The sequence below is a fragment of the Streptomyces sp. NPDC096013 genome (assembly GCF_044763565.1).
Taxonomy (GTDB): Bacteria; Actinomycetota; Actinomycetes; order Streptomycetales; family Streptomycetaceae; genus Streptomyces.
On record NZ_JBIWGK010000001.1, the window covers coordinates 96,923 to 111,047 of the forward strand.

Annotated in this window: 11 protein-coding genes; 6 read left to right on the plus strand and 5 right to left on the minus strand. The window is 70.1% G+C overall.

Features of this window, described 5'->3' with window-relative positions; all coding sequences use genetic code 11:
* Positions 1–65 precede the first annotated feature (65 nt).
* Positions 66–1,901 carry a glycoside hydrolase family 15 protein gene (locus ACIRB1_RS00445; protein ID WP_403463965.1) on the minus strand — a complete coding sequence of 612 codons (1,836 nt, stop codon included), beginning with the start codon at positions 1,899–1,901 and terminating at the stop codon, positions 66–68.
* Positions 1,902–2,089: 188 nt separating this feature from the next.
* Here ACIRB1_RS00445 and ACIRB1_RS00450 point away from each other — a divergent pair, with 188 nt between their 5' ends.
* The 4 genes from ACIRB1_RS00450 (at position 2,090) to ACIRB1_RS00465 (ending at position 6,438) form a co-directional block, all read left to right on the plus strand.
* Complete coding sequence (locus ACIRB1_RS00450) at positions 2,090–2,296, plus strand: hypothetical protein (RefSeq protein ID WP_352178352.1); 207 nt, start codon at positions 2,090–2,092, stop codon at positions 2,294–2,296.
* 69 nt (positions 2,297–2,365) lie between these two features.
* Positions 2,366–3,769, plus strand: coding sequence for a Si-specific NAD(P)(+) transhydrogenase (sthA, locus tag ACIRB1_RS00455; protein ID WP_352178351.1), 1,404 nt, complete (start codon positions 2,366–2,368; stop codon positions 3,767–3,769).
* A gap of 226 nt (positions 3,770–3,995) precedes the next feature.
* The gene (locus tag ACIRB1_RS00460) at positions 3,996–5,468 is read left to right on the plus strand and encodes an APC family permease (protein WP_403463966.1); all 1,473 of its coding nucleotides are present in this window, start codon (positions 3,996–3,998) and stop codon (positions 5,466–5,468) included.
* 10 nt (positions 5,469–5,478) lie between these two features.
* Positions 5,479–6,438, plus strand: coding sequence for a hypothetical protein (locus ACIRB1_RS00465; protein WP_403463967.1), 960 nt, complete (start codon positions 5,479–5,481; stop codon positions 6,436–6,438).
* 6 nt (positions 6,439–6,444) lie between these two features.
* Here the strand turns inward: ACIRB1_RS00465 and ACIRB1_RS00470 are convergent, their stop codons facing one another.
* The 3 genes from ACIRB1_RS00470 to efeU form a co-directional block, all read right to left on the minus strand.
* Positions 6,445–7,605, minus strand: a complete 1,161-nt coding sequence (locus ACIRB1_RS00470) for a HoxN/HupN/NixA family nickel/cobalt transporter (protein WP_403463968.1) — start codon at positions 7,603–7,605, stop codon at positions 6,445–6,447.
* 146 nt (positions 7,606–7,751) lie between these two features.
* Positions 7,752–9,023 (minus strand): iron uptake transporter deferrochelatase/peroxidase subunit, encoded by a 1,272-nt coding sequence (gene efeB / locus ACIRB1_RS00475; protein ID WP_352178940.1) that lies wholly within the window; start codon positions 9,021–9,023, stop codon positions 7,752–7,754.
* A gap of 128 nt (positions 9,024–9,151) precedes the next feature.
* Positions 9,152–11,176 carry an iron uptake transporter permease EfeU gene (gene efeU / locus ACIRB1_RS00480; RefSeq protein WP_403463969.1) on the minus strand — a complete coding sequence of 675 codons (2,025 nt, stop codon included), beginning with the start codon at positions 11,174–11,176 and terminating at the stop codon, positions 9,152–9,154.
* Between the two features lie 267 nt (positions 11,177–11,443).
* Between efeU and ACIRB1_RS00485 the strand changes: the two genes are divergently transcribed.
* Both ACIRB1_RS00485 and ACIRB1_RS00490 read left to right on the plus strand, forming a co-directional pair.
* Positions 11,444–12,049, plus strand: coding sequence for a phosphatase PAP2 family protein (locus ACIRB1_RS00485; RefSeq protein WP_403463970.1), 606 nt, complete (start codon positions 11,444–11,446; stop codon positions 12,047–12,049).
* Positions 12,046–12,732 carry a phosphatase PAP2 family protein gene (locus tag ACIRB1_RS00490; RefSeq protein WP_403463972.1) on the plus strand — a complete coding sequence of 229 codons (687 nt, stop codon included), beginning with the start codon at positions 12,046–12,048 and terminating at the stop codon, positions 12,730–12,732. Before ACIRB1_RS00485 ends, ACIRB1_RS00490 begins: the two co-directional genes overlap by 4 nt.
* Before the next feature lie 472 nt (positions 12,733–13,204).
* On the opposite strand, the gene prcB is transcribed toward ACIRB1_RS00490, so the two are convergent.
* Positions 13,205–14,059 carry a proteasome subunit beta gene (gene prcB / locus ACIRB1_RS00495; protein WP_403463973.1) on the minus strand — a complete coding sequence of 285 codons (855 nt, stop codon included), beginning with the start codon at positions 14,057–14,059 and terminating at the stop codon, positions 13,205–13,207.
* Between the last annotated feature and the right edge of the window lie 66 nt (positions 14,060–14,125).

Genomic DNA, 14,125 nt, shown 5'->3' on the forward strand with positions numbered 1-14,125 from the left:
GGTGCCCGGGTGTGCTGTGACACCTCGGTGACGATTGTTGCGGGACCCGGACGGGCGCGGACCGGTCAGCCCAGGGCGCGGTCCAGGTTGAACGCGGCGCTGATCAGGGCGAGATGGGTGAACGCCTGGGGGAAATTGCCCTGTTCCTCGCCGGTGCGGCCGATCTCCTCGGCGTACAGGCCGAGATGGTTGGCGTAGGTGAGCATCTTCTCGAAGGCGAGACGAGCCTCGTCGACGCGGCCGGCGCGGACCATGGCCTCGACGTACCAGAAGGAGCAGATCGAGAACGTGCCCTCGTCGCCGCGCAGGCCGTCGGGGCTGGCCTGCGGGTTGTAGCGGTAGACGAGGGAGTCGGAGACCAGTTCCTCGGTCAACGCGTCCAGCGTGGACAGCCACTTGGGGTCGGTGGGGGCGATGAACTTCGCCAGCGGCATCATCAGCAGGGCGGCGTCGAGGACGTCGCTGCCCTCGTACTGGACGAAGGCCTGGCGCTTGACCGACCAGCCGCGGTCCATGATGCGGCGGTAGATGGTGTCGCGGCACTTCAGCCAGTGCGGAAGGTCGGCGGGCAGGCCGCGGCGGTTGGCGAGGCGGATCGCCCGCTCGATCGCGACCCAGCACATCAGGCGTGAGTAGAGGAAGTTCTTGCGGCCGCCGCGGGTCTCCCAGACGCCCTCGTCGGGCTGGTCCCAGTTCGCGCAGACCCAGTCGACGAGGGCGCACACGTCGTCCCACTGGGCGCTGGAGATGGGCTGGGCCCACTTGTCGTAGAGGTAGATGGAGTCGATCAGGGCGCCGTAGATGTCGAGTTGGAGCTGATCGGCCGCCGCGTTCCCGACCCGGACCGGAGCGGATTTCTGGTGGCCCTCCAGGTGCGGGAGTTCGCGTTCGGTGAGTTCGGTGCGGCCGTCGATGCCGTACATGATCTGGAGCGGGCCCGACGGGTTGCCGTCACCGGGGCTGATGTAGCGGGTCACGAACTTCATGAACGCCTCGGCCTCACCGGTGAAGCCGAGGCGGAGCAGCGCGTAGACGCAGAAGGCGGCGTCGCGGATCCAGACGTAGCGGTAGTCCCAGTTGCGCTCGCCGCCGAGCTGTTCGGGGAGGCTGGTGGTGGGGGCGGCGACGATCGCGCCGGTCGGGGCGTACGTCAGCAGCTTGAGGGTGAGAGCGGAGCGGTGGACCATCTCGCGCCAGCGGCCCCGGTAGCGGGACTGGGAGATCCAGCGCCGCCAGTAGGCGACCGTCGCCGCGAACTCGTCCTCGGCCTCCTGGCGGGCGCAGGGGCGGGAGGTCACCTCCCCGTCGACCTGGTCGAGGGCGAACACCTCGGACTCGCCCTCGTCGAGCTTGAAGTCGGCCCACACGTCGACGTCGTCGCACTCCAGGGGCACGGTCGCGGTAAGCGCGAGGGACTTGTCGGCGGACTCGAAGAGCGCGACACCGGCGACCATCCGCGCGGTGTGCGGGCTGGCGCCGTAGTCGAACCTCGGGGCGACCCGCGTCCGAAACGGCACCGAGCCGCGCACGCACACCACACGCCGGATCAGCCGGTGCCGGGCGGACTCGTCCGCCTCCCCCGTCACCGGCATGAAGTCCTGGACCTCGCCGACGCCGTCCTCGGTGAAAAAGCGAGTGATCAGGACGTTGGTGTCGGGGAAGTAGAACTGTTTGGTACGGGCCGGGACGGAGGCCGCCAGCTCGAAGGAGCCGCCGCGCTCGGCGTCGAGGATCGCGGCGAAGACGCTGGGGGCGTCGAAGGACGGGCAGCAGTACCAGTCGATCGTGCCGTTCGTCCCCACCAGCGCCACGCTCCGCAGATCACCGATCAGTCCGTGCTCGGCGATGGGCAGATATCCGGGTCCGGTGGGGGTGTCCTGCTGGGGCGGGGTCTCGACCATCGCGGCAGCCTCCCTGGTTCCGGCCCGCGCGGGCCGGTTCCAGCTTAGGTTCAGGTTGTCGATCGGCCACTCTTCCGGATGCGCGCCGGGATCGGGCGGGGAATCGTGGGAGTGGGACCCACGGCACTCGGACGATGCCGGTGAGCCGCCCGGTCCTGTGAGGCTCCGGTCCTGAGGAGGAGGCCCCCATGTCGATGTCAGAGTCGGACGCGTCCGTCCCGCCCGAGGATCGCGCCACCCCGGACGACCTGCTGCACACCCGTACCGGAACCGAGGTGGCGCCGGAGGACCTGGTGCTGGCGGCCGGGCGGGACGTGACGCCGGAGAATCTGGAGTGGGCCCGGCGGAAGATCGCGGCGGAGGGGGCGGCCGCACTCGACAAACTGCTGCCTTAGGCGTCCTGTCGACACCTGGTTACCCGTTCACCCTTTCGGAGACGGCACCCCGGCTGACAGACTCCGGAGGTGCCCGACTTCGACATGCTTGTCATCGGTTCAGGACCGGGTGGCCAGAAGGCCGCCATCGCCGCGGCCAAGCTCGGCCGCCGGGTCGCCGTCGTCGACCGCCCCGACATGGTCGGCGGGGTCTCCATCCACACGGGGACCATCCCGTCCAAGACGCTGCGCGAGGCGGTGCTGTATCTCACCGGCCTCACCCAGCGCGATCTGTACGGCCAGAGCTACCGCCTCAAGGACGACATCACCGTCGGCGACCTCACCGCGCGCACGCAGCACGTGGTCAGCCGTGAAGTCGACGTCATCCGCAACCAGTTGTCCCGCAACCAGGTCTCCCTGTTCGCCGGCACGGGCCGCTTCGTCGACCCGCACACCGTCGCGCTGACCGAAGTCACCGGCCACGAGAGGCTGTTGACCGCGGAGCACATCGTCATCGCCACCGGCACCCGCCCCGCGCGCCCGGACACCGTCGAGTTCGACGGCCGCACCATCATGGACTCGGACAACGTCCTGGACCTGCCCAAGGTCCCGCGGTCCATGGTCATCGTCGGCGCGGGCGTGATCGGCATGGAGTACGCCTCGATGTTCGCGGCGCTCGGCAGCAAGATCACCGTGGTGGAGAAGCGCGCCGGGATGCTCGACTTCTGCGACCTGGAGGTCATCGAGTCGCTCAAATACCACCTGCGGGACCTCGCCGTCACCTTCCGCTTCGGCGAGACCGTGGCCGCCGTCGAGCGGCACGCCAACGGCACGCTGACCGTGCTGGAGAGCGGCAAGAAGATCCCGGCCGACGCGGTGATGTACTCTGCGGGCCGGCAGGGTCTCACCGACGAACTCGACCTGGACAAGGCCGGGTTGTCCGCCGACCGGCGCGGCCGGATCGACGTCGACGAGAACTTCCGTACCGCCGTGCCGCACATCTACGCCGTCGGCGACGTCATCGGCTTCCCGGCCCTCGCGGCGACCTCGATGGAACAGGGCCGTACGGCGGCGTACCACGCCTGCGGTGAGCCGGTGCACCGGATCGACGACCGGCAGCCGATCGGGATCTACACCATCCCGGAGATCAGTTTCATCGGGAAGACGGAGGACCAACTCACCGAGGAGTGCGTGCCGTTCGAGGTGGGGATCTCCCGCTACCGCGAACTCGCGCGCGGCCAGATCATCGGCGACTCGCACGGCATGCTCAAGCTGCTGGTCTCCCCCACGGACCGGACCCTGCTCGGCGTGCACTGCTTCGGCACCGGCGCGACGGAACTCATTCACATCGGCCAGTCGGTGATGGGCTGCGGCGGCACGGTCGACTATCTCGTGGACGCGGTCTTCAACTACCCGACTCTCGCTGAGTCTTACAAGGTCGCCGCCCTCGACGCGACGAACAAACTGCGGCAGATCGACCGACTCGGCGACTGACCGTTCACAGGAGATTACCGGCTGGTCAATCTTGAAAGGTCAAGAGGTACGGCTATCATCACACCCACACACGGTGTGACCGTCCGCCGACGCAGCGGTTGAAACGGGTATCCACCCCTTCCCTCGTGTTGTTCCGACCGGTCGCCGACCCGAGGCCATCCCTCTCCGGGTCCGGGGCCGGTCCGCTCAATCCCCCACGTCATGCACGACGGAAAGCAGCGCATCCATGAGCAACATCAGGGGCAGAGGGTTGCAGGCCAATGCCCTCGGTACGTTCGACACCGTGGTGATGGCCGTGGCGGGCAGCGCCCCGGCGTACTCGCTGGCCGCGACCACCGCGGTCCTGGTCGGCGCGGTCGGCCTGGCCAGTCCGGCGGCCCTCCTCTACTGCGCGATACCGATGCTGGGCATCGCGCTCGCCTTCAGCTATCTCGGCCGTATCGACGTGAACGCGGGGGCGAGTTACTCCTGGGTGGGCCGCACCCTGCACCCCTTTCTCGGCTTCATCAGCGGCTGGGCCCTGGTGGTCTCCGCGACCATCTTCATGGTCGCCGGGTCACTGCCCGCCGGATCGATGACGCTGTCCCTCTTCGATCAAAGTCTCGCGGACGACACGGCGTTGTCGACGGTGGTCGGTGCCGGCTGGTTCATCCTCATGCTGCTGGTGGTGCTCGGCGGGGCCCGGCTCACGGTCCGCGCCCAACTCCTCATGTCCGGCGTGGAGTTGGGAATCCTGGCACTGTTCGCCGTGCTCGCCCTCGCGCACCACGACAACGCCCGTGCCTTCGACTGGTCCTGGCTGGGCTTCAGTCACTTCGACGGAGTGTCCGGCTTCGCGTCCGGCGCGCTCATCGCCGCGTTCTACTACTGGGGCTGGGACGTCACCAGCAACCTCAGCGAGGAGACCCGCAACAGCCGTCGTACGACCGGACTCGCGGGCCTGATCGGCGTCGGCATCGTGTTCCTGCTCTTCGAGGTGTTCACCATCGCGGTGAACATCATCCTGACCTCGCGGCAGATCGAGAGCAACAACGCCAATGTGCTGGCCGTGCTCGGCGACGAGGTCTGGCCCGGGTGGGGCGGCAAGCTGCTGATCGTGTCGGTGATGCTGTCGACCATCGCCACCCTGGAGACGACCCTGATCCAGGTCACGCGCTCGCTGTTCGCGATGGGCCGGGACCGCACGATGCCGGCCGCGCTCGGCCGGGTGCACCGCACGTGGAACACGCCCTGGGTGGCGATCACCGTGGTCGGTGGGGTGGCGCTGGCGATGTTCATCGCGTCCAACGCGCTCGGTTCGGTGGGCGAGATCCTCCGCGACGCGATCTCGGCGATCGGTCTGCAGATCGCCGTGTACTACGGCCTGGCGGGTCTCGCAGTCGTCGTCGCCTACCGCAGGATGCTGTTCAGGTCCGCGGCGAACTTCCTCTTCGGCGGGCTCTGGCCGCTGTTCGGCGCGCTGTTCATGTTCTGGATCTTCGTCGAGTCGCTGGGCGACCTGAGCGACGCGGCAATCGCCATCGGCATCGGCGGCCTGGCCGTGGGGCTGATCCCGATGCTCTGGTACTGGAGGCAGGGCAGCGACTACTACCGGCCCTCGCGCCTCGACGCGACGCACACCGTCGAGACGGACTACGTCCCCGACGACTTCGTGCCCGAACAGTCCCGGGTCCATCAGGGTCTCCCGACCGATTTCTGAGGGGCACCCGATGGCGCGAGACCGTTTCACCCCCGACTTCGACCCCGACTGCGGGGACGCGCCCCTCAGTTCGACCCGCCACGACATCGTCATCGGCCGCTGGCAGGGCCTGCGGGACCTGCTGCGCACCACCGGCGCGCACTGGCTCGGCCGGGGCCACCGGGTGCGGACGCTCGCCCAGGCCTGCGCGAGCAGTTCGACTGTCGAGTCATGGCTCGCCGCCGAACCGCACAGCGCCGACGCGCTCACCCTGCGGGCGGCGACGGAGACGGCGCGGGCGTTCAACGTGGCCATCGCGGCGGGCCGGGGCGTGCCGATCGACCGGAACCGTATCGACTCCGCCGTGATGGCCTGCCTCCAGGCGGCGGAGTCGTACCCGGACGACCCCACCCCCTGGATCTCCCTGATCTCCGTCGCCCGCCTCTATCCGTCGGGCGTGCGACGCCAGGAACTCGCCCGCTGGTGGGACGAGTTGCACCGGCGCGACCCGTACAGCGTCGAGGGCCATCTCCAGGTCCTCCACTACTACTCGTCCCGCTGGCACGGCAGCCACGGCCTGATGTACGACTTCGCCCGCGACGCGGCGGGCGTCGCACCGCCCGGCTGCGCCCTGCCGGTCCTGGTGCAGTACGCGCGCGTCGAGGAGTACCGCTACGCCCTCGACGCCGCGAAGGGCCGGCAGGCGGCGGTCGGTCTCGGCCAGCACTGGACCCACGACGGCGCCGTCAGCGACGTCCGCCGCACCTGGCAACGCTGGATCGCCGCCCGCGAGGACGGCCCCGTCCCACCCGGCGAACTCCGCGACCTCAACTACCTCGCCCACGCGGCATGTCACGCGGGCACGGCGGACATCGCGGCGACGGTGCTGGGGATGATGGGGCGGCGGGCGACGCCCACTCCGTGGTCGTACACGGGGGATGCGGAGAAGCAGATCGTGAAGTGGCGGAAGGACCTCGGGGTGCGGGCCTGACGGACCCTATTCGGCGGGCTGTTCCGCCGGTTGGGCCAGGCTCGCCGTCCACTTGGCCTCGATGCGGCCGAACTTCCAGACCAGGAGGGCGACGATCCAGGTCACGAAGAAGAGGCCGACGATGACGAAGCCGATGATGTTGAGGTCGAGGCCCGCGACCCAGTCCCAGAAGAAGCCGTGGAGATCGAGCTTCTCCGCGAACAGGCCCAGGAGTTCGACCGTGCCGATGATCAGGGCGACCGCGACGGACAGGCCGGTGATCGTGAGGTTGTAGTAGACCTTGCGGACCGGCTTGGAGAAGGCCCAGCCGTAGGCGAAGTTCATGAACGTGCCGTCGATCGTGTCGAGCAGCGACATACCGGCGGCGAACAGGACCGGCAGGCACAGGATCGCGTACCAGGGCAGCCCGGACGCGGCGCCCGACCCTGCCAGCACCAGCAGCGCGATCTCCGTCGCCGTGTCGAAGCCGAGGCCGAACAGCAGGCCCAGCGGGTACATCTGCCAGGACTTGGTGATCGACTTCATGAAGCGGCCGAGGATGCGGTTCATGAAGCCGCGGTTGTTGAGCTGTTCCTCCAGGGCGGCCTCGTCGTAGTGCCCGGAGCGCATCTCGCGGAACACCTTCCAGATCCCGGCCAGGATGACGAGGTTGATGCCGGCGATGACGTAGAGGAAGGTGCCCGAGACGGTCGTACCGATGAGGCCGGTGACGTCGTGGAGCTTCGAGTTGTCGTCGCGGACCGGGTTGGCAAGGGCCTTGACGCCGAGGGAGAGCAGGAGGGTCAGGCCGAAGACGACGCTGGAGTGGCCGAGCGAGAACCAGAAGCCGACCGACAGCGGACGCTTGCCCTCGCTCATCAGCTTGCGGGTCGTGTTGTCGATCGCCGCGATGTGGTCCGCGTCGAAGGCGTGCCGCATGCCGAGCGTGTACGCGGTCACCCCCATGCCGATGCCGAAGGACTTCTCGCCGACGCTGTAGTGCCCCGGCGCGACGATCCACACGAGCGTGAACCAGCCGATCACGTGCAGCCCCAGCACGAACGCGGCCATCCCGCCGACCCGGGTCCACTCCTGCCGCGTCATGGACGTACGGACGCGGTACCAGAGCGAGGGCTTCGCACCGGCTGTGGCGGGGAGGGTCGGCGTGGATTCGGGGGCGGCCGTCATCGGGGAGGGTCTTCCTTCGGGTACGGGTATGGCTGCGCGGTTGCTGTGAGCAACCTTGTGCCATCCTCCCGTACCTGCAACCCGTTCGCAGTAACGGTCGGTAAAGTCCACGGCAGGTCTTGCCCAAAGGAGGGGAAAGTGACTGGTCAGACCGCCATCATTCCCCGTCCGAGCCAGTCCTTGGCGTCCCTCGCACCCGGCAGCGCGTAGAAGTAGCCGCCGCCCGTCGGGGAGATGTAGTCGACGAGCGGCTCGTCGATCAGCCTCGTCTGGGTCGCCTCGAACTGCCGGCGTACGTCCTGCTGGTAGCAGCAGAAGACCAGGCCCATGTCGAGGTTGCCCACGGCGTCGATGCCCCGGTCGTAGTTGTAGCCGCGGCGCAGGATGCGCGAGGAGTCCGTGGCGGCGGTGCGCGGGTTGGCGAGGCGGATGTGGGCGTCGAGCGGGATCGCCGTGCCCTTGGGGTCCTTGGCGTAGTGCGGGATGTCGGTCTCCTTGGCACCGTCCAGCGGCGCTCCGGTGTCCTTGCGGCGGCCGAACATCAGCTCCTGCTCGGTCAGCGAGACCCGGTCCCAGAACTCGACGAGCATGCGGATGATCCGTATCACCTGGTAGCTGCCGCCGCTCGCCCAGGCGGGCTCACCCTGACCGTCGCCGACCCAGATCAGCCGGTCGGTCTCACGGGTGGACTTCACGTCCGGGTTGGCTATGCCGTCCTTGAAGCCGAGCAGGTTGCGCTGGGCGCCGGTGGGACGCGGGGTGTTCTGGAAGCCGTCGATGCGCCACTTGATCTGCATGCCGCCCCGGGTGTGCCGGGTGAGGTCGCGCAGCGCGTGCAGCACCGTGTCCTGGCGTGCGCCGCACACCTGGAGCGACAGGTCGCCGTGGCACTCGGCGGCGCGCAGGTTGTCGTTGGGGAACGTCTTCATCGGCGTCAGCCGGCTCGGCTTCGCCTTCGCCAGTCCGTAGCGGTCGTCGAAGAGGGACGCGCCCACGCCGACGGTGACCGTGAGGGCGTCGGCGGGTACGTCCGGTCCGAGGATGCCGTTGTCGGCGGGCGGCGCGCCGACGCCGAGGTCGGCGGGGGTGCCGCCGGAGGTGAGGAGGCGGGCCCGTTCGGTGATCGTGCGCAGCAGGTCGGTCAGTTCGGCCCGGTTGTCGGCGATGACGTCGAGGGAGACGAAGGTCGCGGCGGCCGGGGCGGGGGTGAGGATGCCGGCCTGGTGGGTGCCGTGGAAGGGGATCCTGCCGGCGTCCGTCGTGTCCGCCGCCTGCGCCTGCGCGCTGCCACCGGTCTCGGCGAGCGCGAACGCCCCGCCCGCCAGCACCGCCCCGGCGGCCCCGGCACCGAGCGCCGTCCGGACGAAGGAACGACGACCGGCTCCGGCGGGACAGCGAGGAGTTTCGGCGGACGGCATCGGAGGGGTCCTTTCCATGCGGTTGTTCTGGGTGGGGCGGTTGCTGTGGAGGCCGGGGGTGCTGTCGGCGCCCCGCGTGTCATCGGTGGCGCGCGCGTGGTCGGCGCCCCGCGTGTTCTCGCCGCTCATCAGGCCGACTTCCTGATCTCCAGGAGGTCCGGTACGGGTGCCAGCGCCTCCAGCAACTGCCCGGTCGCGCCGTCGAGTCGGGCCTTCGCCGTGCCGTCCAGCTGCTCGACCGGCGTCCAACTCCCGCCCTGGTGCGCCGAGTCGAGCAGCTTCTGCAACCGGGCGATGTCCGCGTCGACGCCGGGGAGCAGTTGCGGGGACTCCTTGGTCAGGAGCGGCTTGAGCACGGTGAGCAGCTCGCGGGTGCCCGCGAGGTTGCTGTCGACGGTCGCGAGGTTGGTGCCGCTGCCCTCGTCGGTGTCGCCGGTCAGCTCGAACTGGAGGGCGTTCTCCAGGATTTCGTGGGCCCGCAGGGGCAGGTCACCGGGGTCGAAGTCCTGGGTGGGGAACGCCTTGCGCAACCCCACGACAGCGGCGGCGAGTTGCCGCGCGGGCGCCTTCAACTCGCCCGCGGACTGCCCGTGCCACAGGCCGTACTCGATGCGGTGGAACCCGGCGAAGTCCTTGTCCTGGACTCCCCCGGCCAGCCCATCGGCCCGGCCGTTGATCCGCTGGTCGAAGTCCTCGAAGGTGCCGTAGGCCGCGCCGAGGGAGGAGTAGGTGCGGTGCGCGGTGAGCCAGTCGGTGCGTGCCGTGGCGAGGTGGTTGCCGGAGATGTCGTCGCTGAGCCGGCGGGTCTGGGTGACGAGCGTGGCGAGGCCCTGGTCGACGTACGCCTTGTAGGCCTTGAGGGGTGCGGCGAGGTCGTTCTCGGAGACGGGGACGACCGCCTTCACCGCGCCTCCCCCGCCGCTGACGTGGACCGTGGCGGAGGTGACGGCCTTCGCGCCGGTGGGCACGCAGCGCCAGGCGTACGAGCCGCCCACGACGGTGGCGACGAGGTCCCGGGTGGTGCCGGGAGCGAGGCCCTCGACCTCGCCGTAGACCGCGCTGGTCGCCGGGTCGATGAGGTAGACCTCGGCGGTCTTGTCGCCGGTGTTGTGCATCTGGAAGGTCTGGCGCCCGGTGTCGGGCGCGGTGAAGCCCTTGCCGCACTCGCTCTCGGAGACGGCCACCGTCTCCCCACCCGCGGGTTTGGGGCGGGAGACGGCTACGACGAGACCGGCCACGACGGCGGGTACGGCGACCACGGCGACCGGGAGCAGCCAGACGGGACGGCGGCGCGGGGCCGGGGCGGGTTCGCGCGCCTCGGGGGCCGCGGGCTCGGCCGGCTTGGTCTTCACCCCGCGCACGAACAGGGGCATCACGACGGCGAGGTAGCCGAGGTAGCCCACCACCTGGAGCCAGGTCATCGTGGGCATCAGGTTGAGGACGCCCTGGATGAGGGTGCTGTACCAGGAGCCCGCGTCGACGCTGCCGCTGAGGTCGAAGGCGTAGGCGGTCCGGCCGGGGAGGATGCCGCCTTCCTGGAGGTCGCGCAGGCCGTAGCCGAGGACGCCGGCCGCGATGACGATGAGGACGGCGCCGGTGGTGGTGAAGAACTTCGTGAGGTTGATCCTCAGGACCCGGCGGTACAGGCCCCAGCACAGGGCCGCCGCGAGGACGAGACCGACGGCGGCGCCGGTCAGGGGGCCGGAGGACTCGCCGGCCGCGCGGGCGGTGGTCCACAGGAACAGGGCCGTCTCCAGGCCCTCGCGGCCCACCGCGAGGAACGAGGTGAGCATCAGCATGCCCGCGCCCATGGTGAGCGCGCCGGTCACCTTCGCCTTGATCTCACCGGAGAAGGTGCGGGCCGAGCGGCGCATCCAGAAGACCATCGCGGTGACGAACGCGACGGCGATCACGCTGAGGAAGCCGCCGAAGGCCTCCTGGGCGGTGGCGGAGAGGTTCGCCGCGGTGAAGGTGAGGACGGCGCCGAAGCTCATCGCCAGGGCGATCGCGGCGAGGACGCCCGTCCACACCTGAGGGAGGCGGGACTTGGCCTCGGCGCGGACGAGGGTGGCGATCAGGATCGAGACGATGAGTCCCGCCTCAAGTCCCTCCCGCAGCCCGATCAGAAAACTCGGAAACGCGTCGTCCCACATCGGGTGCGGCCCCTCCTGGTTAGTGCAGGCAAACCTTACTTCGCGGACCATCATGACTACATGCGTGTAGTCGATCAGTCATGAAGTGGCAACGAGCGGGCAAAACCGCGGAACTCTCCCCTCGCGTTCATCGTCTACAGTTGAGTAGACCGTCTACAGATTTGTAGTCACACCGGCGAAGGGGTTCACGACGATGACCACACTCTTGGACCCGGCGCCCCCGCTCGCCACAGCCGCGGCGGGCGCGCTCGGTGGGGAGGTGTGCGGATGATCCTCGTCGCCTTCCAGGGGTCGTCGATCGACGGCGAGGCCTACACGGACGTGGTCGACTCCGCCCACCACGCGCCCGGTTGGCTGGACAGCGCGGTGTCGGCGTGGTCGACGTACGGGCTCGCGCTGTTCGCCGTGCTGATGGTCGTGGGCTGGTGGCGGGCGCGCCGGGTCGGCGCGGAGGCGGCCGTGACCGCGTTGGCCGTGCCGGTGGTCGTGGTCACCGCGTACGGCATCGACTCGCTGCTCAAGTCGACGGTGCGAGAGAGCAGGCCCTGCCAGAGTCTGCGCGTGGCGACGCTGGAGGCGTGCCCGGCGCCGGGCGACTGGTCCTTCCCCAGCAACCACGCGACGATCGCCGCCGCGGCGGCGGTCGCCCTGTTCTTCGTCTCCCGCCGCCTCGGCGCGATCGCCGCCGTGGCCGCGCTCGCGATGGCGCTCTCCCGGGTCTGGGTCGGGGTCCACTATCCGCACGACGTCGTCGCGGGCGTGGCGGTCGGCGCGCTCCTGGGGTTCGGCGCGATGGCGCTGCTCGGGCGGCGGCCGGAATCCCTGGCCCGGCGGCTCACGGCCGGCCGGCTTCGACCCCTGCTGGTGTCATGAAACGCAAGGACATCTCCGAGCTGGCGGGCAGCGTGGGCCTGGGCGCCTGGACCGCGTTCGGCGTGCTGGCCATGGTCGTGATCGGCCACGACGGCGCCCCGCTGTTCGGGGACGAGGACGCCCTGTCCTGGTCCGTCGCCCACCGCCCGGGCATCGCGCCGGCGCTCGCCCGGGGCCTGACCGCCACCGGCTCGGGCGTCATCCCGTACGCGCTGGTGATCCTCGCCGCCCTCCTCACCGGCCGCACCGCACGCCAGCGCCTCCTCGCCGCGACCCTGGCCCTGACCTGCCTCGCCGGCGGCCAGGGCCTGCGCTACGGCCTGATGTCCCTGATCGCGCGCCCGCGCCCGGCGCTGAGCAACTGGGCTGGGAACGCCTCGGGCTGGTCCTTCCCCTCAGGCCACACCACCACAGCGGCGCTCACCGCCGGGCTGGTGATCCTCGCGATATGCGTGCGCTCCCCGCACGGGAGAACCCCGCTCTGCCTGGCCGTCGGCTGCTGGGGCCTGCTGGTCGGGCTGACCCGGGTGTATCTGGGCGTGCACTGGTTCACGGACGTCATCGGCGGCTGGCTGTTCGCCGTCGGCTGGCTCGGGGTGTGCCTGTGCGCGGCGGCCTGGTGGGTGCCGACGCGCCTGATATCCGAGGGGGCCGAACTGCCCGGGGAACGCGCCCACTTGTAGCCGCGCTCAGCCGAGGACGGCGGCCGGCGACGGGTGCCTGACGGCTGTCGGTCGGAGCCGCACCGCACGGCGCCCGGGACGCCGAGTAGCGGTACCGGATCGTCGCCTTCCTCGGGGTGGGCCTGCCTGCCGCCGCGCTCCGGCTCGGCGCCCTCGACCCGCTCGTCCCGCTCCACCTCGTGGCCGGCGCCCACCACGACGCGGTCATGCCGAGCGGAGGGGAGATTTCCGTGTGGTCCCGGCCGGGTGATCGTCGCCCCGCTGGAGAGCGACGGCCGGCGGGCCAACGAGGTCTCGGCCGCCCTCCTCGCCGGCTACGGCCCCTTCACCTGGAGCGCGACGGCCCGCACGTCCCTGGAGCACGCGATCATCTGCGAGGCCGTAGCGGACCTGATCATAAACACCCCGGCCATCAACACCCTGGCCTTCTACCCCGGCCCCGCCGCCTCCGCATCCGCCAGCGCCGCGCCGCTCAGGGCGCGACGGTCGGACCGTCCGGGTGGCTGCTGCGGTGGTCGACCATCTCCCGGGTCAGTGCCTCGGTCTCCGACTCCGGGAGCCGCTCGAAACCGTCCTCGGTGATCACCGAGACGATGGGAAAGATACGGCGGTTGATGTCGGGGCCGCCGGTGGCCGAGTCGTCGTCGGCCGCGTCGTACAGCGCCTGAAGCGCGGTCAGGGCCGCGTCGCGCCGGGTCATGCCCGGGTGGAACAGCTTCTTCAGGGCGCCCCTGGCGTACGGGGAACCGGAGCCCTCGGCGTGGAAGTCCGGCTTCTCGTAGGTGCCGCCGACGACGTCGAAGGTGAAGATGCGGCCCTTGGCGCCCTCGGGTGCCGCGGGGTCGTAGCCGACCAGGAGCGGTACGACGGCGAGGCCCTGCATGGCCTGGCCGAGGTTCTGGCGGAGCAGGCCCGCCAGGCGGGTGGCCTTCGCGTTGAGGGTCATCGGGATGCCCTCGATCTTCTCGAAGTGCGTCAGCTCGACCTGGTACAGCTTCACCATGTCGACGGCCAGCCCGACCGTGCCGGCGAAGGCGACCGCGGTGTGGTCGTCCGCCGGGTGCACCTTCTCCAGGTCGCGCTGTGCGATGACGTTGCCCATGGTGGCCCTGCGGTCGCCGGCGATCAGTACGCCGTCGCGGTAGGTGAGCGCCAACACCGTGGTGCCGTGCGGGAATCGGTCGGCTCCGGCGCGGACACCGTCCGGGAAGGGGCGGCGGGTGGGCAGTACCGCGGGCCGGTGCGCGGCCAGGAACTCGGTGAAGGACGAGGTGCCGGGGGTGAAGAACTCGTCCGGCAGTCGGCCGCTGCTGTCGTTCTCCGCCATGCGACTCCCCCTCGTCCGTGGACAGATATCGGAGTCCTACCTGAACCCGTCGCGGGGGAAACGCGG